Annotated in this window: 18 protein-coding genes; 3 read left to right on the forward strand and 15 right to left on the reverse strand. The window is 40.7% G+C overall.

Features of this window, described 5'->3' with window-relative positions; genetic code table 11:
* Positions 1–92: 92 nt before the first annotated feature.
* From bamB to QLG01_RS04935, 12 genes are all read right to left on the reverse strand, one after another.
* On the reverse strand, positions 93–1,238 hold the full coding sequence (gene bamB, locus QLG01_RS04880) for an outer membrane protein assembly factor BamB (RefSeq protein ID WP_049837905.1): 1,146 nt from the start codon (positions 1,236–1,238) through the stop codon (positions 93–95).
* Positions 1,238–1,936: a tetratricopeptide repeat protein gene (locus QLG01_RS04885; protein ID WP_004794712.1), complete on the reverse strand. Its 699-nt coding sequence runs from the start codon at positions 1,934–1,936 to the stop codon at positions 1,238–1,240. The genes bamB and QLG01_RS04885 overlap by 1 nt, the downstream gene beginning before the upstream one ends.
* A 27-nt stretch (positions 1,937–1,963) precedes the next feature.
* A complete protein-coding gene (gene hisS, locus QLG01_RS04890) occupies positions 1,964–3,256 on the reverse strand; it encodes a histidine--tRNA ligase (RefSeq protein ID WP_013198977.1) in 1,293 nt (430 codons plus the stop codon).
* Complete coding sequence (gene ispG, locus QLG01_RS04895; RefSeq protein WP_004698760.1) at positions 3,253–4,368, reverse strand: flavodoxin-dependent (E)-4-hydroxy-3-methylbut-2-enyl-diphosphate synthase; 1,116 nt, start codon at positions 4,366–4,368, stop codon at positions 3,253–3,255. The genes hisS and ispG overlap by 4 nt, the downstream gene beginning before the upstream one ends.
* A 21-nt stretch (positions 4,369–4,389) precedes the next feature.
* Positions 4,390–5,181, reverse strand: coding sequence for a helix-turn-helix domain-containing protein (locus QLG01_RS04900; RefSeq protein WP_005302244.1), 792 nt, complete (start codon positions 5,179–5,181; stop codon positions 4,390–4,392).
* Positions 5,172–5,972 carry a type IV pilus biogenesis/stability protein PilW gene (gene pilW, locus QLG01_RS04905; protein WP_198307475.1) on the reverse strand — a complete coding sequence of 267 codons (801 nt, stop codon included), beginning with the start codon at positions 5,970–5,972 and terminating at the stop codon, positions 5,172–5,174. The genes QLG01_RS04900 and pilW overlap by 10 nt, the downstream gene beginning before the upstream one ends.
* Before the next feature lie 15 nt (positions 5,973–5,987).
* A complete protein-coding gene (rlmN, locus tag QLG01_RS04910) occupies positions 5,988–7,223 on the reverse strand; it encodes a 23S rRNA (adenine(2503)-C(2))-methyltransferase RlmN (RefSeq protein WP_199943620.1) in 1,236 nt (411 codons plus the stop codon).
* A 123-nt stretch (positions 7,224–7,346) separates the two neighbouring features.
* Complete coding sequence (ndk, locus tag QLG01_RS04915) at positions 7,347–7,778, reverse strand: nucleoside-diphosphate kinase (protein ID WP_003654870.1); 432 nt, start codon at positions 7,776–7,778, stop codon at positions 7,347–7,349.
* Positions 7,779–7,891: 113 nt separating this feature from the next.
* Positions 7,892–8,092 carry a Fe-S cluster assembly protein IscX gene (gene iscX, locus QLG01_RS04920; RefSeq protein WP_003654869.1) on the reverse strand — a complete coding sequence of 67 codons (201 nt, stop codon included), beginning with the start codon at positions 8,090–8,092 and terminating at the stop codon, positions 7,892–7,894.
* Positions 8,093–8,191: 99 nt separating this feature from the next.
* Complete coding sequence (locus tag QLG01_RS04925) at positions 8,192–8,743, reverse strand: phosphatase PAP2 family protein (protein WP_005302237.1); 552 nt, start codon at positions 8,741–8,743, stop codon at positions 8,192–8,194.
* A gap of 24 nt (positions 8,744–8,767) precedes the next feature.
* Positions 8,768–10,057, reverse strand: a complete 1,290-nt coding sequence (locus tag QLG01_RS04930; protein WP_282495985.1) for a glycosyltransferase family 1 protein — start codon at positions 10,055–10,057, stop codon at positions 8,768–8,770.
* 138 nt (positions 10,058–10,195) lie between these two features.
* Complete coding sequence (locus QLG01_RS04935) at positions 10,196–12,379, reverse strand: carboxy terminal-processing peptidase (protein WP_004794726.1); 2,184 nt, start codon at positions 12,377–12,379, stop codon at positions 10,196–10,198.
* Positions 12,380–12,571: 192 nt separating this feature from the next.
* Between QLG01_RS04935 and nagZ the strand changes: the two genes are divergently transcribed.
* Positions 12,572–13,591, forward strand: coding sequence for a beta-N-acetylhexosaminidase (gene nagZ / locus QLG01_RS04940; protein ID WP_282495951.1), 1,020 nt, complete (start codon positions 12,572–12,574; stop codon positions 13,589–13,591).
* A 360-nt stretch (positions 13,592–13,951) separates the two neighbouring features.
* Positions 13,952–14,794, forward strand: a complete 843-nt coding sequence (locus QLG01_RS04945; protein WP_224973925.1) for a class I SAM-dependent methyltransferase — start codon at positions 13,952–13,954, stop codon at positions 14,792–14,794.
* Between the two features lie 56 nt (positions 14,795–14,850).
* On the opposite strand, the gene QLG01_RS04950 is transcribed toward QLG01_RS04945, so the two are convergent.
* Entirely contained in the window at positions 14,851–16,164 is a 1,314-nt protein-coding gene (locus QLG01_RS04950) for an alpha/beta hydrolase (protein ID WP_282495952.1), read from the reverse strand.
* 299 nt (positions 16,165–16,463) lie between these two features.
* Here QLG01_RS04950 and QLG01_RS04955 point away from each other — a divergent pair, with 299 nt between their 5' ends.
* Positions 16,464–17,729: a glutamate-5-semialdehyde dehydrogenase gene (locus QLG01_RS04955; RefSeq protein ID WP_151767324.1), complete on the forward strand. Its 1,266-nt coding sequence runs from the start codon at positions 16,464–16,466 to the stop codon at positions 17,727–17,729.
* A 70-nt stretch (positions 17,730–17,799) separates the two neighbouring features.
* Here QLG01_RS04955 and QLG01_RS04960 read toward each other — a convergent pair whose 3' ends face one another.
* Both QLG01_RS04960 and QLG01_RS04965 read right to left on the reverse strand, forming a co-directional pair.
* Entirely contained in the window at positions 17,800–18,312 is a 513-nt protein-coding gene (locus QLG01_RS04960; protein WP_005302215.1) for a gluconokinase, read from the reverse strand.
* A 17-nt stretch (positions 18,313–18,329) separates the two neighbouring features.
* On the reverse strand, positions 18,330–19,688 hold the full coding sequence (locus QLG01_RS04965; protein ID WP_151988847.1) for a gluconate:H+ symporter: 1,359 nt from the start codon (positions 19,686–19,688) through the stop codon (positions 18,330–18,332).
* Positions 19,689–19,846: the final 158 nt, after the last annotated feature.

Below are 19,846 nucleotides of genomic sequence, written 5' to 3' on the forward strand. Positions count from 1 at the left end.
AAGACGGGGCTTTGAACTGATTTAATTCAAACACCCCGATATTTTTAACAGCATAATTTGTTAAGCGCTTATTTTAGCACAAGCGAACGAAATTAACGATTCTGCCAAATACTTAAATCGCCTTTTCGGGTCGAAACATAAAGTTGATTCTCGATAACACGTAATGTATTAACTTCACCACTTGTTTTTGAACGACCAATTAACTTACCTGTTGTTGGTTCAACAAGATGTAATACGCCATCTAAATCACCTACAACAAGATCTTGTCCCAGCACAACTGGATTACTTAAATGACGGTTTAACAAACTATCATTTTCCCAGATTTTTTCACCAGACGCTAAATCGTAAGCTGTTAACTTACCATCTGTTGAAGAGACAAATACTTTATTGTCATAAACTTCTGGACGTTTAGTACTGCTCGAATCTTCACTCCAAACGACACGTTGAGAAGCAAGATCGGTTACAGTCACTTGACCTTGGAAACTGGTCGTTACCATAAACTGTCCAGCTACAGTAGGATCACCATCGATATCAATTAAACGTTGAATATCAGAACGACCTTCACTTACCGCAACACGACGTTGGAAACGTGGAATACCACTAATGGTATCAATTGCATAAACATATGCATTCGCAGAAGCAATTAATACAGTACGAGGGTCAAGGCTCACTGGTGATGCCTGCCCACGCAAACTAAATTGGACATTCGGTAACTTATAAGCCCAAACTTGTTGGCCTGAAGTAGCATCATGAGCAAATACAGTACCATCATTCGCAATAGTAATAACACGTCCAGATTGAACCAATGACGGGCTTAACAATGCGCCAGATAACTGTGCAGTCCACTTCTGTTCGCCTGTTGCCTGATCTAGTGCAAAGAGTTGACCTTTACTGTTACCAACAACAACAATTCCTTCAGCAGCTTCAACACCAGAGCTCAAGCCTAATTTGCTGACTTTCTTTTCCCAAATGCGTTGTTTACCACGATATGCAGCTACTTCACCTTTTGGATCAAGAGTGAAAACCACACCATCGTTTGCATCAAGTTGCAAACGTAATGGATCAGCTTTATCAGTAGAAGAAACACTACGCGAAAACACTGGCGTTAAGGTCTTTTTCGACTCGGTCAATTTCGGTAGAGGATTTGGTTTAACTTCTTTTACTTTATTACTAGAACATCCCACCAGTACAGCCGATGCGATTGCAATTGCCAAAGGCAGTTTGAATTTCTGATTCATTAAGACTCTTCCACCTGTGTTTCCAAAATTGGGCGCTCAATCTGTGGATCTTCAACTAAAACGCCAACACTTTCGAGTTTAATTTGTAAAATTTGTCGCTCTTGTTTACGTTCTAGTAACGAATTCCAAGCTGCCTGATACGCTTTTTTAGCAGAATCAACATCTTTCTTAGCAACAAAGATATCGCCACGTAACTCTTCTACCGTTGCTTTAAATGCAGGATCGACGTTACCAGACAGAGTTTTTAGTGCTTCATCATATTTGTTTTGCGCCAATTGTGCATCTGCTAAACGCAATTTTACAACTTGAATCAAACCTTCATCTTTAACTTTTGAATTTTCAACTTTCTTTAAGGCTTTCTCAGCAGCAGCATAATCTTGTTTTTCATAGGCTAATTTTGCCAATACAAACTGAGTCTGTATAGCCTGAACAGAGTCGATATCATCTTTTACAATTTTATCTGCTGATGCAGTTACTGAACTTAAAGCATTCGGATTATCGGCACTCGCATTTGCCTCATCCATTAACTGCTGTACTTTTGCAGTTTCTACCTGACTAGTTGCCAGATTCTTTTTTTGCCAGTATGTCCACCCAAAAAAGGCAATCAACGCAATGAGAATTCCGCTAATCATGGCAGAACCATATTTTTTGGCGAACGACTTTAAGCTGTCGAATTGTTCTTCATCACTTAAGCTCATGTGATTGTCCTTTTCCAGATGTTCAGTTTATTTTGTAAATTTTTGGATTAAAAATGGTACGAGGTCAGCAATTGCGACTTGTGACTGTTCAGCTGTTGCTAACTCTTTAATAGCAAACTGCTGCGCTTCCCACTCTCGTTCCCCTAAAATCAAAGCAAAGATTGCTCCAGCCTGATCAGCTTTTTTCATCTGGCTTTTCATGCTGCCTTGTGAACCTGTTTTGATTCGAATACTGCTATTTGCAGCTTCTAACTGGTCACGTAATTGTTCCGCTAAAATCAAAGCATTTGTTTGATAAGCAGGTTCTGCAACCAAAAAGACTTCACAATCGCGAATAACTTCAGCTTGTTCAACTTGCTCAAGCAGAAGCAATAAACGCTCCATACCCATCGCAAAACCAACAGCTGGTACAGATTGATCTGGCTTACCTTTTAATTGACCAACTAAACCGTCGTAGCGTCCACCAGCACATACTGTGCCTTGCGAACCGAGTGCTGTAGTCGTCCATTCAAAAACAGTCTTGTTGTAATAGTCCAGACCACGTACCAACTTCTGGTTAATTACAAACTGGATGCCAGCAGCAGTCAAATAATCTTGTAACTGCTTAAAATGATCCAAACTATCTTCTTTTAAGAAATCATGCAATTTCGGCGCATTTTCCAGAATTTTCTGGGTAGATTCAATTTTAGAATCTAAAATGCGTAATGGATTTGTTGTTAAGCGACGCTGAGAATCTTCATCCAACGCATCTTTATGCTCATTTAAAAAAGCAACTAATGCATTGCGATACTCTGTACGCTCATCAGTTTCGCCTAAAGTATTCAACTCAAGCTGAACCTTATCAGCAACGCCCATACGTTTCCATAAGCGAGCTGTCAACATAATCAATTCAGCATCAATGTCAGGAGTCGCAACGCCAAAAGTTTCTACACCAAACTGGTGGAACTGACGGTAACGCCCTTTTTGTGGTTTTTCATAACGGAACATAGGTCCCATATACCACACACGTGGTGTAGCGCCACGCAACAAATTATGTTCAACCAAGGCACGAACACAACCAGCTGTACCTTCTGGACGTAAAGTTAATGACTCTGGTGGGTTGCCTTTATCGAAAAAGGTATACATTTCTTTTTCAACAATATCAGTGGCATCACCAATAGCACGTTTAAACAAGCCCGTTTGTTCAACGATTGGTAAACGAATTTGTTGATAACCATAAGCATCCATTAACGATGCTAAATGTTGCTCAAGACGTCTCCACGCTACTGTTTGCGTTGGTAAGACGTCATTAAAACCTTTGATTGCGACAATTGAACTCATGATGAACTACGAATAATTTCTTTAGATTTAGCTTCTTCAAGCTCTTGGACACGTTGACGAACCATTGTTTCGATTTCATCAACCAATTGATCGGTATCGATTAAATGGCTTTTCTCACCATTACGATAAACCAATGAGCGAGGCGCAGCCCCAACAACTCCGATATCAGCTTCTTTTGCTTCACCCGGGCCATTTACCTTACAACCAATCACTGACACATCCATTGGAGTACGAATATCTTCTAAACGTTCTTCCAAAGCTTGCATCACTTGAATAACATTAAACTCTTGGCGAGAACAACTCGGACAAGCAATAAAGTTAATCCCGTTAGAGCGTAGACCAAGCGATTTTAAGATATCAAAACCAATCTTGATTTCATCTTCCGGTTCGGCAGCAAGCGAAATACGCATTGTATCGCCAATGCCTTCCATCAATAATCCGCCAAGGGCAATCGCTGATTTCACAGTACCCGTACGGTAAATACCCGCTTCGGTAACACCAAGGTGTAATGGATTATCAATTTGCTGAGAAAGCAAGCGATAAGCATCCATGGTTAAAAACACATTTGAGGCTTTTACGCTAACTTTAAACTCATGGAAATCAAGGCGGTCTAAAATATCAATGTGACGTAAAGCTGATTCAAGAAGTGCTTGCCCTGTAGGCTCGCCATATTTTTTCTGTAAATCTTTTTCTAGAGAACCTGCATTCACACCAATACGCATTGAAATACCATGATGACGTGCCGCAGCAACGACCTCACGAACTTTCTGGTCTGACCCGATATTACCCGGATTAATACGCAAACAGTCTGCACCATAATCTGCAACTGCTAAGGCAATTCTATGGTCAAAATGAATATCGGCAACTAATGGTACTGAAACGCGCTTACGAATTGCGCCAAATGCCTCAGCAGCCTCCATAGATGGGACCGAAACACGCATAATATCAGCACCTGCATCAACGCAACGCTCAATCTGAGCAACGGTTGCATCAACATCGCAAGTTTCAGTGTTTGTCATACTTTGCACACTAATAGGTGCATCGCCACCGACATACACCGACCCAACACGAATTTTGCGTGTTGGTCGACGTTTAATTGGGTTCTCTATCATTGTATCGCTCAACTCATGGTATTAGCGGGATAAACGGAATTCAGCTTTACCGTTTACCGTATATGGAGACAATGAAATCTGTTCTTGGTTTAAACTTAATGACACCGCAGTTGCATCATCAAGACGAATCTGAAATGGAGACTCGCCATTTAAGTTTAAAGTTGATGACTGACGGCCTGTCGCCAAAACTTTACCTGTTGCATCAACAATATGAACAGACGTTGGACGGTTAAAGTTTAGCACCAATTGATCACCCACTGTTGAGGTGGCATTTCCTTTCATAGGCAAAACTTCAACACTAGATTGATTTACTTTAGGTAAATCAGCATCTTCTTTCTTAGAAGTCCATTTTTGAATACCCATGACAATCAATGACACAACAGCAATAACCACAATTGCAAGAAGTGCACGCTTCAACCATTTCTTATTACGGTCACTATTAGAACCTGGGAGTTTACCCATGATTTTAATCGGTGAGTTGTTTAAGGCATGGTTTGGTAAAAGCCCGGTATCATTTGCATAAATTTCATCAAAGCGCTGAATAATTGCCGTCGCATCTGTATTTAAATATTTTGCATATGAACGGTAATAACCCTTGATAAAAGTCGCTTCTGGCAATGACTTGTAATCATCTTGCTCTAAAGCAGTTAGAGTCTTAACCGGCATGTTTAAATCTGAAGAAACTTGCCCTAACTCTTTATTCTGAGCAACTCGAATTTGACGTAAATACTCACCAGGACGTTGAATATTTCCTAAAGCAGAAGTCGGTAAGCTTGAGCCAGTTGGCTGCTGTGAATTAGGATTTATTTCCATACGGCCTCAGTACTATACTGTAATTGCAAATAACGTTGATATTCTGGACTTTCCGGGAACAAAGCACGTAACTGGTTTACTAACACTTGCATTCCCATTTTATCCGCATTGGCTCGAGCCACTCTTACACCAATCCAAAGTGCTCTCGCACCCTGATTTTTCTGCCCCACTGTATGAACATATTGCTCATACATTTGTGTAGCAGCCGGAATCTGCTGCTGCAAATAAAAAATTTCCGCTAACTCTAACATTGAAATATAAGAGTCGCGGTTAGCAAGGAGTGCTTGTTTGAATGTTTTTTCAGCATTCGCAACATCACCCAATTTTAAATAAATACGCCCTAGATTTTCTAACGCCTGATAGCGTTGGTCATAACCTAATGTTGTACCAGCAATACGAAATTGCTCGATCGCATCATTATAGCGTTCCATTTGATACAAGTACGTACCATAGTTATTATGTGCTTGAGCATTATCTGGTTCAGATGAAATTGCTCGTTTAAAGTAATGTTCTGCTTTTTCTAAGTTCGGCTTACTACCTTCTTGCTGTAGCAAAATGCCCATCATCATATTTGCCGTTGCATCGCGGCTATCTACACTTAAAGCTTGATCAAGAGCTCGCTTTGCCGAATCCAAGTCACCCGAACGGATATGTTCAGCAGCAAGTTGTGTACGCACTTTTACCGCTTTTTCTGGGTCTTTCTTTTGCACATGCGTTGTCTGGCAACCACTTACCAGAAATGCAACTGCAACCCCCATACATAATACCGTTTTTAACTTTGGAGTACTCAAAGCCTGCCCTCAATTTTATCCCTGTGTACGCAAAATCTCTTGACGCTGTGTGACTTTCTTCTGCCACTGTTCAGCACGACGAGTTCTATCGGCCACTTGACCGACTAACTGTCCACATGCAGCATCAATATCATCACCACGTGTTTGACGAATCGTACACACAAATCCAGCATCAGACAAAGCTTTTTGGAACGAGATAATTCGATTTCGGCTTGAGCGACCATATGGTGCATGCGGGAACGGGTTAAATGGAATTAAATTAATTTTACTTGGTAGGTTTTTTAATAATTTAATCATTTGCTGTGCATGTTCAGGCTGATCATTTACACCCTCTAACATCACATATTCAATGGTCACATGTTTACGCGTACTTTCATTACCATCTTTGGCAATATAACGCTGACATGCTGCAATCAACTGAGCCAATGGATATTTTTTATTAATTGGCACTAATTCATTACGTAATTCATCGTTTGGTGCATGTAAAGAAATTGCTAAAGCAACATCAATGTCTTTTGCAAGCTGATCAATTTTAGGTACAACACCTGATGTTGATAAAGTCACACGACGCTTAGACATACCATAAGCAAAGTCATCAAGCATGATTTGCATTGAGCTTAATACTGCATCATAGTTGAGCAATGGTTCACCCATACCCATCATCACGACATTGGTCACTGAACGCTCGCGCTCGGCAACGGGCACTTCTTCCATATAAGAATAGTTTGCCATCCAAAGTTGTCCAATGATTTCATCTGGCGTTAAATCACGTTGGAAACCTTGTTTGCCTGTTGAACAAAATGAGCAGTCTAATGCACAACCGACTTGTGACGAAATACACAACGTCTTACGCAAGCCTGTTTTATCTTCGGCAGGAATTAATACAGTTTCAACTAAAGAACCTGCACCATCGCCCACACGAAAAACCCACTTACGTGTACCATCTTTTGAATAGTGACGGTGAACCACTTCAGGAGCTTTGATTTCACAAATCTGTTCAAGCTTCGCACGCAATTTCCCTGAAATATTGGTCATTTCAGCAAAATCAGTAATGAAGTATTGATGTATCCATTTCATGACCTGTCCGGCACGAAACTTTTTCTCGCCAATATCTTCAAAGAATTTTTCTAACTCAGTACGAGACATGCCGAGTAAATTCACTTTATTTTCGGCAGCAGGAATTACCAGCGTGGACGAAGATTGCTGCTGTCCATCAAGATTTTCAGATGAAACGACCTCTGCAGAACTCATGTGTATTTACCTAAACCATGTCAAAAAACTGAAGATATTGTTCAAGAATCAAACAATATTCTCTTGAGAGAATAAAAAAACCAGATAAGTAGTATACCACTTATCTGGTTTGAATGCTTTCGATTAACGAGTGCGTGGGCAGATCTCGTTGTCAGCAAAGAAGTAAGCAATTTCACGCTCTGCAGAAGCAACTGAGTCAGAACCGTGAGCAGCGTTTTCGTCGATGCTTACAGCAAAGTCAGCACGGATAGTGCCAGGAGCAGCTTCTTTAGGGTTTGTAGCGCCTAAGATTTCACGGTGTGCAAGAACTGCATTTTCGCCTTCAAGAACAGATACTACAACTGGACCAGAAGTCATGAATGCAACTAAGTCACCAAAGAAACCACGTTCTTTATGCTCAGCATAGAAACCTTCAGCATCAGCTTGAGAAAGGTGTTTCATTTTAGTCGCAACAATTTTTAAACCCGCTTTTTCAAAACGAGCAAAAATATCACCGATGTGGTTTTTAGAAACTGCATCAGGTTTTACGATAGACAAAGTACGTTCAATAGCCATGAGTGGCTCCTTTATTTTAAAATTTAAACATTGAAAAATTTGCCGCATTATACCGATGTCATAGGCAATAATCAGCTTTGAATGTGTAAAAGTTGCGATTTTTTCTACTGTTTTTAGCGAACTTCGTCTATCCAGGCCATTTGAATCCCTTCTAGCAATCCTTCTGTCGATTTATTTGGGTCATCATTGAAGTCTGGTAATGCGCACACCCATGCATGTAAATCGGTAAAACGAATCCATTGCGGATCAACTTCTGGATGTGCTTCTGACAATTCAATGGCAATATCAATCGTATCTGTCCAACGTAAGCCCATAGCGGCTCCTATCTGTTTAATCTGCTAAATCACGAACTGTGTACTTTAGCAAATCCACAAACCTAATCGATAGCTTAAGCTGATAAAAATTACCGATACTTATAAAGCGATATTCAATAGTGGAGCCATAAAGATAATCATACCCGCGACCGCCGCGCCAATAAGTGCACCGACAATCACATCACTTGGGTAATGAAGACCAAGCACCATACGAGACAAGGCTACAAGCACCATGAAAGGAAACATCGCCGCAAGCAAAGCGGGCTGGATATAACCCAACACAATTGTCACCATCACTGCATGAAGTGTATGACCCGATGGAAAGCTAAAATGATCAAGTGGTCTCTCACCGAGCACAATCACCTGATGCACTTGATAAGGACGAGGTCGTGTTGTCTTATGTTTTAAAAATTTATAGATCGCGGTCCCAACAGAACCACCTAATAACAAGTAGATGATTTGCAGGCTATAGGTGATGCCTTGCATCCCCCACACGATTGCCAGCATTAGATACCAAAATGGACCGTCACCCACACGACTGATGATTTTGAAGAAAAGGGCAACACGCTGTGAGTGAGAGAAATTGTTCAGATATAAACAGCCTCTTAAATCTAAATCGAGTATTTTTATTTTTGCATTCTTAAATTTCATGGTCATTCTCCTATTTTAGGATACTTAGGTGAAGTCCACCGAGGGCTCCTTCACTACCTGATAAAATGCCTGCTCCAATTGCTGAACCGGAAGTTGCCAACCGCTTTGCTGTACTTTATGACAGGCTTGCACGCCCATTTCTCTAAGTTGTTGTACTGAAGGAAGCTGATAAATTTGTTGTATAAAGTGGCTTTTTTGTCCAAGTGGGCTTAACCAGCCATTCACACCATGTGTTAAGTATTGATGTGCACATGCATAATCATACGCTATAACTGGTAAACCGCTTGCCATTGCCTCTAAAACTACGTTACCAAACGTTTCAACTTGACTCGCAAATACGAATACGTCTGCACTCGCATATGCAGCAGCCAAATCTTGACCTCTCAGACTTCCGGTAAAGATAACACCCTTCGCTTCAGGTAGTGACTTTAAACGAGCAAAATCTGGGCCATCTCCCACAATAACCAATTTCGTTTTATGTGGCTGAACAGTTTGTAAGTTAGAATAACTATCAATGAGCACTTGCACTTCTTTTTCGGGAGACAAACGCCCGACATAAAGCATAACGCGAGTATTCTCATCGGCATCCCATTGCTTTCGTAAATTTTCAGAGCGATGCTTTGGTGAAAATCTCGTTGTGTCTACGCCGCGCCCAACAACAACCAGCGGGCAAGTAATACCAAAACCGCGTAATGCTTCTTGTGTATCTTTACTTGGCACACAAGTCACTTGAGTATTGTTATGAAACCAGCACAGGTATTTTTGAATCGGTTTAACTAAAAAAGCCAAATCGAAGAATCGACTAAAATCTTGAAATGGCGAATGAAAACCACTAGAAACCGGAATAGCTTTTGCCTTAGCAGCTTGCATGGCAGTTAAACCTAATGGTCCTTCGGTCACAATGTGCACTACATCTGGTACAAACTTTTCAAAAGCTTTCGATACTTTTAGATATTGTGGCCAACCAAACTGCAAAGTCGGATATTTTGGAATCGCCTGCGACATCACCAGACATTCTTGCTCTGGCGTAAAGTCATGGCATTTTGCTTTTTGCTCTGGACGAATCAGTAAAATCTTATGCCCCTGTTTCTGTAAACCTTGGCATAGTTTTAATAATGAAAGTGCTACACCATTAATTTCAGGTGGCCAAGTTTCCGTCACAATCGCAATTTTTAAACGTGGGCGCACCAAATCATGCAATGAATGCGTATTAGATAGCTGCTGCTTTTGTTTAAAAAAGAATTGGAAGCTTTCAGGAAGTTGCTGTTGTTTTAATAGTGCTGTCGCGTATGAGCTTTGCATAGCGCCATCCATCAATGTATTTATTTTCATGCTTAAAGATTAAGCAGTTTTTTTGACATTTTGATGATAAATGCGTGACAGTTTACTGACATGAAAAATAAAAAAAGCACACTGATAACAGCATGCTTTTCTCTTAAAACCTAGTAATACTTAGCGATTTTGCAATTTTGCATAGTCCATGAGTACATTTGCAGCTTCAGTCACAAAAGTTTCTTCCTCTGGTAATGCAGGGCGTTGAGATGCTTTCATTTTAGCGCGAGATTCAGCTAGAGCATCTAATGAAGCTTGATAGCTTTCCCAGTTTGCAAAAGGCTTTTGACCAGTTGCAGCACGGCGTTCATTTTCTGCATCTAAAGTTTGTTTCTCTAGACCAAGTAATTCAGCACGGCGTTTATCAATATCAAGCACCACTTGTTTCTGATCACTCGTAACTTTGGCAATCGCGGTACGTTTATTTAGATATTTAAACTGGGCATCATTAGCAACACGTTGTTCAGAGAATTGAGACAACTTGGCCACATAAGGTTGCACAGAGCCTTCACGTTTAAATGGTGCTGTAGGAATTGTGTCCCACTTCAACGCATTCTTCGATTTACGTTCACCAAACTCTTCGTTATAGATATCGACGAGTTTAATGTCTGGCACTACACCTTTATTTTGTGTACTACCACCTGTAATACGGTAGAACTTACGCTGAGTTAAAGTCGCTTGACCGTATGCCAGAGTATCAAGTTGTACCTGAGCTGTACCCTTACCAGTCGTTGTACTACCAATAATAATACCGCGCTCATAGTCTTGGATTGCAGCAGAGTAAATCTCACTTGCAGATGCCGATGCCAAGTTCACCATTACAGCGAGTGGACCTGTGTAAACTTGCTGGCCACCATCGTTGTCTTCAAAAACACTTACGTTGCCATTGCCATCACGAATTTGAACCACTGGACCTGACTTAATCACTTGACCCAGCATACGTGCAACTTCTTCTAATGAACCACCTGGGTCATTACGCAAGTCGATAATAATACCTTCTACTTTTTTCGCTTTTAACGCTTCAAAAGCATTTGCTGTATCTTCAGAAACTGAACGATATTGTTGACCCGCACGACGTGAACGATAGTCAAAATAGAATGATGGAATTTCAATCACGCCCAACACATGCTTTTTACCATCACGTGTCACTTCAACTGTACGTGAACGAACACCAGCATCTTCTTCTTGAATCACATCACGCACTAAGGTCACATTACGTGCTTGACTCATTGATGCGCCAGCACCAAGAAGTTTTAACGTGACTTTGGTTCCACGCTTACCACGAATGAGTCCAACAATTTCAGAACTTGTCCAACCAACCACATCAATCATTTTCTCGCCTTCTTGGGCGACTCCAACGATTCGATCTCCTGATTTCACTTGGCCAGACTTACTTGCAGGACCACCTTCTACAATGGTTTCAATCTTGGTGTAATCTTCATTGCCACGCTCTGGACGAATCGACACACCAATACCTTCAAGCTGCAAGGTCGTTTGGCGATTCAATTCTATCGCATCGATTGGTGGGTAATAGTTACTGTGTGGATCATAAGTCGCCAACATGGCGTTCAATGTTTTGTCCAACACATCATCGCTTTTCACACGACTAATTCTTTCAAGCTGACGCGTATAACGTTTAGTTAAAGTCTGAGCTGGTGTTAAATCTTCTGGGCCAGTTAAATCTTGACCATCAGCAAGTGATGGGTTTTCTTTAAGCGCTTTTTGTTTCGCCTGCTCTTCTTCACGGCTAATGGTTAAGTTGATTAACTGTGAAACCAACATTTTACGCCAGTGATTTTGTTGCTCAGCCGATGTTTTAAAATACGGCGCTTTTTCGCGATCTACTTCAATATAGCTATTTGGCTGTTTTAAATTTTGCTGCTGTTTCAGCTCAGCTAACATGAACTCATAAAATTGTTTTAAGCGTTCACGATATTGCTGGTGAATGGCAAACGGTCCAGTCAAATTCCCCGCTTTTAAAGAAGCACCAAAATTTGAACCATATAGTTTTTTATAATTTTGAACTTCAGCGTCTAAAAATAGAGAGTGATCCGGATCAAGACTATCTAAATACATATCAAGAATACGATTTGATGTCGTCGCATCCAGACGCATATTTAAATAATGTTGGCGATCAACTAAAGTTGCCAGTTGGCGAGCCACCAAAGCCTGTTCTTGCGTTGGCTGGATCGATTGAGAAACCACAGCAGTATTGGTTGCTGCTCTCGCTTCATTCATCGTATGAGTGAAGAATAAACCGCCAGTCGCGATCGCTACTGCACAAGCTATAGTTTGAAGTTTCATAAATTTTTAATACTTCCTTGGGTGTTCCTATCTTACACGCTCTGTTTTCGATATGAACTAAGCAGATTCAAAATCTTAACCAACTAAATTGTTTATACCGTGTAGTTTTATCATATTCTGTACTGACAAAATGTAGCAAAACATTGCAAAATTCGCTTATTGTTTTTCAATCAAAATTCAAATGGAACCAATATGATTGGCGCATTGATGCTGGACATCGCCGGCACAGAACTTACTCAAGAAGATATTGAACTATTACGCGCTCCGCAAGTCGGTGGCATGATTTTATTTGCACGAAATATTGAATCTCCACAACAAGTCCGTGCATTAACGGACCACATGCGTCAAATTCGTCCAGATATTTTAATTGCTGTCGACCAAGAAGGTGGGCGAGTTCAGCGCCTAAGATCAGGTTTTACCTTATTACCGGCCATGGGTCGTTTTGGTGAACTCTATATCACTCAACCTCAGAAAGCACTTGAACTGGCTGAACAGTGCGGCTGGCTCATGGCAACTGAAGTCTTGGCTGTAGGTATCGATTTTAGTTTTGCACCCGTTTTAGACCTCAATGCAATTAGTGATGTGATCGGTGACCGTGGTTTCTCTAGAAATATTGAGGATATCGCACCGCTTGCTGGCGCGTTTATGCAAGGCATGAAAAAAGCTGGAATGGCAAACACGGGCAAACACTTCCCGGGCCACGGTTCAGTAAAAGCAGACTCTCATGTTGCAGCTGCAATCGATAGCCGTAGCTATGACGAAATTTACAACCATGACATGCAAAGCTTCATTAAGCTTATGCCTCAGCTTGATGCGCTCATGCCTGCACATGTGATTTATGATCAGATCGATCCAAATCCAGCAGGTTTTTCACCGTTCTGGATTCAAGAAATTCTACGCAACCGTTTGAAGTTTGATGGTGTACTTTTCTCTGATGACTTAAGCATGCAAGCCGCATGTGTAGCAGGTGGCGCAGATGCACGTATTCAAGCTGCTTTAACTGCTGGTTGTGATATGGGACTTGTGTGTAACGACCGTAGTGCAGCATGTACAGCACTTGAAGGTATTGCAAACTTAGAGCTACCAAATCAAGAACGCCTTGAACGTATGCGTGGCCAAATTCCACAAATTCAGATTGGCGAAACTTTATCGCTTGGAAATGAATGGCAAGCTGTCAAAACAGCCATTGAAGACTTTAAAAATTCGATCTAAATTATGAATACGTAGAAGCGTCATCTGCAACCTGAGCAATGCAAAAGCGTTAGCGCTTTCGCATTGCGCAAGACAAACGAAGTGCGTAGCATTTACTAAAGCATAGCTTTCGTTTTACGGTACGGCAAAGATAATTAATCTTTGCTATTCGTACCTCAGGTTTTGCCTACTTTTGCCAAATGAGAAACATCGTTTCGCAAGGTAGGTCGAACCGAAGGTTAATCCCGATATGAAACATTTAAAATAGCAAAACTCCGCCGTAATGTATTAATCAACTTAAATGACGTAATTTCAATTCAAGATCTTATAGCGCTTAGGCAATGAAGATCACAGAAAAACAATAAATCGAGCTCAGGACGAATGACACAACAACTTTCAAAACACCGCCATATCTCTTTTACAGCCCACTATACAGGCTATATCTGGTATCAAATGGGGATCTCTCATGAAGCACTTGCTACAGCCAAAGGCAAATCACTAGCATATTTGGTTCATCCGATAGAGTCTTGGGCAGAGAAATATGTGGGGGGTAGCATGCGCACGACGCTCAAACAACGTCACACCATGCTTGATCATCACTTAGAACAACTCATTCAAGAAAGTCCTGATTTACAAGTTCTAGAAATAGCATGTGGCCTGTCTCCACGTGGCTGGTGGTTTAGACAGCATTACCCTTCGATTACCTATCGGGAGCTTGATTTACCCGATATGGCACAAACCAAACAAAATGCGTTACAACAAATTGAAAAAAATGCACCTGAAGTTTTATCAGTTGATTTATTTACAGAAGCTTTTGCACAAGCATTTGAAGTATTTGACCCGAACCGCCCACTGGTTGTGATTAGTGAAGGTTTAATTAATTACTTTGATAAAGATTTATTAAAACAGCTGATTCAATCGATTGCTCACTATGGCGCTTCTTTTAAAAATTTTCATTATTTAACTGACCTCTACCCTGAACCAGTTAAAAACAAACTTGCCAGCATCATCTGGAATAGCAGTAAATTATTGAAATTAATGTCTCGAAGCTCGTTTAGTTTTCACTTCAAAAATCCCAAAGAAGTTGAAGACTTTTTTAAAGATACAGAGTTCGATCAAGTTAGCGTGGAACAACCACAAATTTTCTTTGGACAAGCGTCTCAAGACAGTCATGAACAACATTTAGGGGACTTGGTCTGGACCATACACGCGCAAATAAAATAACAAATATAAAAAAATGGAAGCTCGAAATAAACGAGCTTCCATCTCTAACTATATTATTAAACTGCTTGTTTTTGACGAGCAATAAAACGGCTTAAACGATCAGCAAGTTCGAAACTACCATGTTTAAATAAAGCTCGAATACCCTGCTCTGTACTTTCAAAAATTAAGCACTCAATTGCAAAGCTACCTTCTTCATCTTCTAAATGTAGTGCTAAATCACGTGGATGATCATTCACAAAATCAAGCTGCGAAACATCATCCATTTTTAAATATATACCGAAGAAAGTGATATCAACAATCGTTACAGGTACCTCTACATCAGACTCTCGGTGAGTAAGTTGGGTTTTTGGCTGCAAAACCCGAACTCGCTCTTCCCCACGGCGCTCCATGTTTTGCATTTGTTCACGTGTCATAGGAATAATGCCATCCAAATTTTGGATAGATTCACCTTTTAAAAATGAAGTGAACAAACTCATGGTTTCTTTACGACGCTGCAACTGTGGCACATGGTCCGCATTTGCAATAAGGGCAAATTCCATATCTGGGCATTGCAAAGCAAAATTCGCATTTTCATGAGGCAGAGTAAAACTATCGTACTGCCCTGCTGCAACCAGCGTTTTACACTCTGGAATGGGTACATCAGTTAACCGCAAAAGACGATTACAGTTAATTTCATAACGTTCTCGCTCTGTACCCGTAAACTCAGCCATTTGCCTAAAAAATAATTTTTTGGCTGTTGGTGACATGCGGGTTTTATCTAATTTTGCATGATTAACTAAATATAAAATTACAGCTTGCCCAAACTCTTCCATGCGGTTTTCTTGCATGAGCTTGAGCGACTCTTCCAAAATCATTCGCCAACTTTTTCGGGTCTTTTGCATAACCCCCATTAAAATCATGCGATCCATTAATTCTGGACGGTGATAAGCAAAGCAAGAAGCAATCACTGACCCCAAAGACATTCCCATCACAGAAACTTTTTGTAGTCCCACAATATCTAACCAGCGTCCCAACATTTTAGACAAATCAGGTAGCTCTAAAGTACCTGCTGATACTCCTGTGTCCCGATTGGTAATTTGCTGATTTGCGCCCATAGAAGGTAAATCAATTAATATGACCGGACCACTTTCAAACAATTGTTCAACACAATATTTATAAGAATTAAAATTCTGGAAAGCTCCGCCCACAATCACAATTGGCGTATTGTGAATCGTTTTTGGGTCGGCAATCGCCATATATTCAATTTTCCAGCCGTCAATCCATGTGGTACGAGCAGGTTGTTTAAAACTATCTCTATGGTAGATATCGAAAAAGCCAAAACCGGCATAAGCTTGGTTGATCTCCGAATCCATTTGAATAATGGAATTCATATCCTTGCTTCCTCCTTGCTGTAATTTTTTTATGCTGCAAGAGTTCCTTCTTGAACACGTAATCTTTTATGCACAAAACTTTAAAATTTGTATTAGTTTGTATTGCACAATAACATTCTAAACAATTGTGTGAAATATACGCAATCGCTCAAATGACCGCTCATCTTGTTTAAGTCGCTAATAGTTTGCAAAATATTTAAATGTTTTTTTATGGCGGTCACATTTTTCAAAAAAAGCCATTCATTGTTCCGCATTTGACTGCTACTATCTTACTCATTGGTAAATGATTAAAAAATGCTATGCAAGATTCAATTGAACAATATATGCAAACAGTTGGGCAACAAGCACGTCAGGCCTCTCGTGTCCTTACAAGTGCTTCAACCTCACTAAAAAACCATGCACTCTCTGCTATTTATACTGCTTTAGAAAATAATCAGGCAGCAATTTTGGCAGCGAATCAAATCGACATGGATAAAGGTCGTAGCAATCAGCTCGACAGCGCATTGCTTGATCGTCTTGAACTTACGCCCGCACGTTTTAAAGGAATGTTGCAAGGTCTAAAAGATGTGATTGCACTTGTCGATCCAATTGGGGAAATTACGGATCTTGCATATCGCCCCACAGGCATTCAAATTGGTAAAATGCGTGTGCCTTTAGGTGTTGTTGGGATGATTTACGAATCACGTCCAAACGTAACCCTTGAAGCTGCATCTTTGGCCATTAAATCGGGCAACGCCATTATTTTACGTGGTGGTTCAGAAGCACTCGAGTCAAATAAAGCAATTGCTGAAGCGATTAAGCATGGCTTAAAAGTTGCTGGCTTACCTGAAGATTCAGTTCAAGTGATTAACACTTCTGACCGCGCGGCAGTTGGTCATCTTATTACCATGGCTGAATATGTAGATGTAATCGTTCCACGTGGTGGAAAAAGCTTAATTGAGCGTGTAACTAACGAAGCGCGCATTCCTGTTATTAAGCATCTTGATGGTAACTGCCATGTATTTGTTGAAGCACAAGCAGATTTGCAAAAAGCTTTACCAATTACATTAAATGCAAAAACACATCGTTATGGCGTTTGTAATGCGATGGAAACTCTGCTTGTTGATGAAAAAATTGCAGATGTTTTCTTACCACGCATTGCTGAACTCTATGCTGAAAAACAAGTTGAGCTTCGCGGGTGTCCAGAAACACGTCGCATTTTGGGTACCTCTGTAAAACCAGCGACAGAGGAAGATTGGTATACCGAATATTTGGGGCCAATTCTTGCTGTTAAAGTTGTTAGTGGCATTGATGAAGCAATTGACCATATCAACAAATATGGTTCACATCACACCGATGCAATCGTGACTGAAAATTACACTTTGGCTCGTCAGTTCTTAGCTCGTGTAGATTCAAGCTCAGTTGTAATCAATGCATCAACTCGTTTTGCTGATGGTTTTGAATATGGCCTCGGCGCAGAAATTGGTATCTCTACAGATAAAATTCATGCCCGCGGTCCAGTTGGTTTAGAAGGTTTAACTTCTCAGAAATGGATTGTGTTGGGTGACGGTCAAATTCGCCAATAACCGATTTAACAATTCAAAAAAACGCCTGATCAATATCAGGCGTTTTTTTATCATTTAAACTTTTCTATGATTATTCTTGGCAGACATCACTAACTACACCAAGTTGCTGCATGACTTGCGCAACAATCTGCTCAGGTGTCAAAGCAATATCAATCGTTATTGCTTCGTGAAGATCTGGTTCTTCTAATGTATCAAGCTGGGTTTGTAGCAATGATGGATCAAAGAAATGACCTGATCTTGCCGCAAGTCTTTGCTCCAATAACTCATAAGAGCCTTTGAGGTAGACGAACTTAATATTTTGATCTTGCCCTCTTAAAATATCGCGATACATGCGTTTTAAAGATGAGCATGTAAATACAGCTGTTTCACCATCTCTTTGTTTGGTTTCAATCACCTGACGAATCGCCTGTAACCATGGCAGACGATCATCATCAGTTAAAGGAATTCCTTGGCTCATCTTACTTTTATTTGCTGCCGAATGAAGCGTATCACCGTCGAGAAATTCACAAGCCAAACGCTCTGATAATAATTCACCAATCAGGGTTTTACCTGTTCCACAGACACCCATTGCAATCACAATCATGGATTACTCACCTTTAATTATAAAATAGTGCTAAGCAGTAGCGTGAAAGATAAACCCAACACGGAAATGATCGTTTCCAATACCGACCAAGTCTTGAGTGTCTGCCCCACGGTCATACCAAAATATTCTTTGATTAACCAAAATCCCGCATCATTTACATGTGAGAAAACCAATGAGCCTGAGCCTGTAGCAAGTACTAAAAGTTCTGGCCTAACAGCAACACCAGCCGTAGCTGCAATTGGAGCAACAATGCTACAAGCGGTAGCCATAGCAACCGTTGCAGAACCTGTTGCCAAACGAATCAATGCTGCAACAAACCAGCCCAACAATAACGGCGACAAATTTGCTTTCAAGGCTGTGGACACAATCTCATTAGAAATCCCTGTGTCACGTAAAATGCCACCAAAACCACCACCAGCACCAACAATCAACATAATTCCGGCAATAGAAGCTAAACATCCGCCGCAGAATTTTTCAATTTGTTCACGGTTAAAGCCTTGCATCGTACCAAAAGTAATAAAGCTGACCAGTACAGCAATAAGCAATGCGATATCAGAAGTACCAATGAAACGTAGTAAATCATTTGCGAAAGTCTGTGGTGCAAAGAAAAGATCTGCCCAACTTCCGATTAACATCAACACTACTGGTAGCATAATCGTAAATAAGGTAATCCCAAAGCTTGGCAAATCACGAGTTCTATTTGTATCTGCTTCAATAAACTGTTTTGCTAACGGGTTATTTTCAGGCAATTTGACGTACTTATTAATCCAAAGTGCATACAATGGCCCAGCAACAATAGCCGTTGGCACACCGACGATTAAGCTGTAAGCAATCGTTTTACCAATATCAGCATGATAGGCTTGTACTGCCAACAATGCCGCGGGATGTGGTGGAATTAAACCATGCACAACCGATAAACCAGCAACCATTGGCAAGCCAACAACCAGTAAAGATTTGCCAGTCCGCTTAGCAATGTTGAACGCAATTGGAATGAGTAGAACGAAACCGACTTCGAAAAATACGGGAAGACCAACAATCAGCGCAATAAACATCATGGCCCAGTGAATATTTTTCTCACCAAACCATTTAATTAAAGTAATTGCTATTCGCTCAGCGCCACCCGACTCGGCCATCATTTTACCGAGCATCGTTCCCAGTGCGATTACAATCGCAAGGTGGCCCAAGGTTTTACCAGTACCAGCTTCATATGACTTAACAATATCGCCCATTGGCATGCCAACAGCTAAAGCCAAACCGAGTGAAACAATAATAAGAACAAGAAATGGATAAATTCTGAACTTCGCGATCATGACAACCAATGCAATAATCGCGATTACAGTGTAGATAAGCAACATGCCACCCTGAACGGTCTCCATGTGATACTTCTCCTTGGAATAATACTATTTAGGCACACTGCCCAAACAAAGGTCTTCAACCACAGTAATTCCTACTGTTAAGACACTAAATTTTTATATTTAGGTGTGACCAGCACAAACTGGCCACCTCAATACAGCCTTAAAGCACATAGAATGCA

Source organism: Acinetobacter sp. V89_4 (assembly GCF_029967875.1).
Classification (GTDB): domain Bacteria; phylum Pseudomonadota; class Gammaproteobacteria; order Pseudomonadales; family Moraxellaceae; genus Acinetobacter; species Acinetobacter oleivorans.

Coding starts and splice junctions, on each gene's coding strand:
- QLG01_RS04930 (WP_282495985.1), bottom strand. CDS start 10,057: ATGGATGGCGCTATGCAAAGCTCATACGCGACAGCACTATTAAAACAA.
- QLG01_RS04935 (WP_004794726.1), bottom strand. CDS start 12,379: ATGAAACTTCAAACTATAGCTTGTGCAGTAGCGATCGCGACTGGCGGT.
- iscX (WP_003654869.1), bottom strand. CDS start 8,092: ATGGGCTTACGTTGGACAGATACGATTGATATTGCCATTGAATTGTCA.
- QLG01_RS04885 (WP_004794712.1), bottom strand. CDS start 1,936: ATGAGCTTAAGTGATGAAGAACAATTCGACAGCTTAAAGTCGTTCGCC.
- QLG01_RS04925 (WP_005302237.1), bottom strand. CDS start 8,743: ATGAAATTTAAGAATGCAAAAATAAAAATACTCGATTTAGATTTAAGA.
- QLG01_RS04965 (WP_151988847.1), bottom strand. CDS start 19,688: ATGGAGACCGTTCAGGGTGGCATGTTGCTTATCTACACTGTAATCGCG.
- QLG01_RS04945 (WP_224973925.1), top strand. CDS start 13,952: ATGACACAACAACTTTCAAAACACCGCCATATCTCTTTTACAGCCCAC.
- bamB (WP_049837905.1), bottom strand. CDS start 1,238: ATGAATCAGAAATTCAAACTGCCTTTGGCAATTGCAATCGCATCGGCT.
- nagZ (WP_282495951.1), top strand. CDS start 12,572: ATGATTGGCGCATTGATGCTGGACATCGCCGGCACAGAACTTACTCAA.
- ispG (WP_004698760.1), bottom strand. CDS start 4,368: ATGATAGAGAACCCAATTAAACGTCGACCAACACGCAAAATTCGTGTT.
- QLG01_RS04900 (WP_005302244.1), bottom strand. CDS start 5,181: ATGGAAATAAATCCTAATTCACAGCAGCCAACTGGCTCAAGCTTACCG.
- QLG01_RS04950 (WP_282495952.1), bottom strand. CDS start 16,164: ATGAATTCCATTATTCAAATGGATTCGGAGATCAACCAAGCTTATGCC.
- hisS (WP_013198977.1), bottom strand. CDS start 3,256: ATGAGTTCAATTGTCGCAATCAAAGGTTTTAATGACGTCTTACCAACG.
- QLG01_RS04955 (WP_151767324.1), top strand. CDS start 16,464: ATGCAAGATTCAATTGAACAATATATGCAAACAGTTGGGCAACAAGCA.
- ndk (WP_003654870.1), bottom strand. CDS start 7,778: ATGGCTATTGAACGTACTTTGTCTATCGTAAAACCTGATGCAGTTTCT.
- QLG01_RS04960 (WP_005302215.1), bottom strand. CDS start 18,312: ATGATTGTGATTGCAATGGGTGTCTGTGGAACAGGTAAAACCCTGATT.
- rlmN (WP_199943620.1), bottom strand. CDS start 7,223: ATGAGTTCTGCAGAGGTCGTTTCATCTGAAAATCTTGATGGACAGCAG.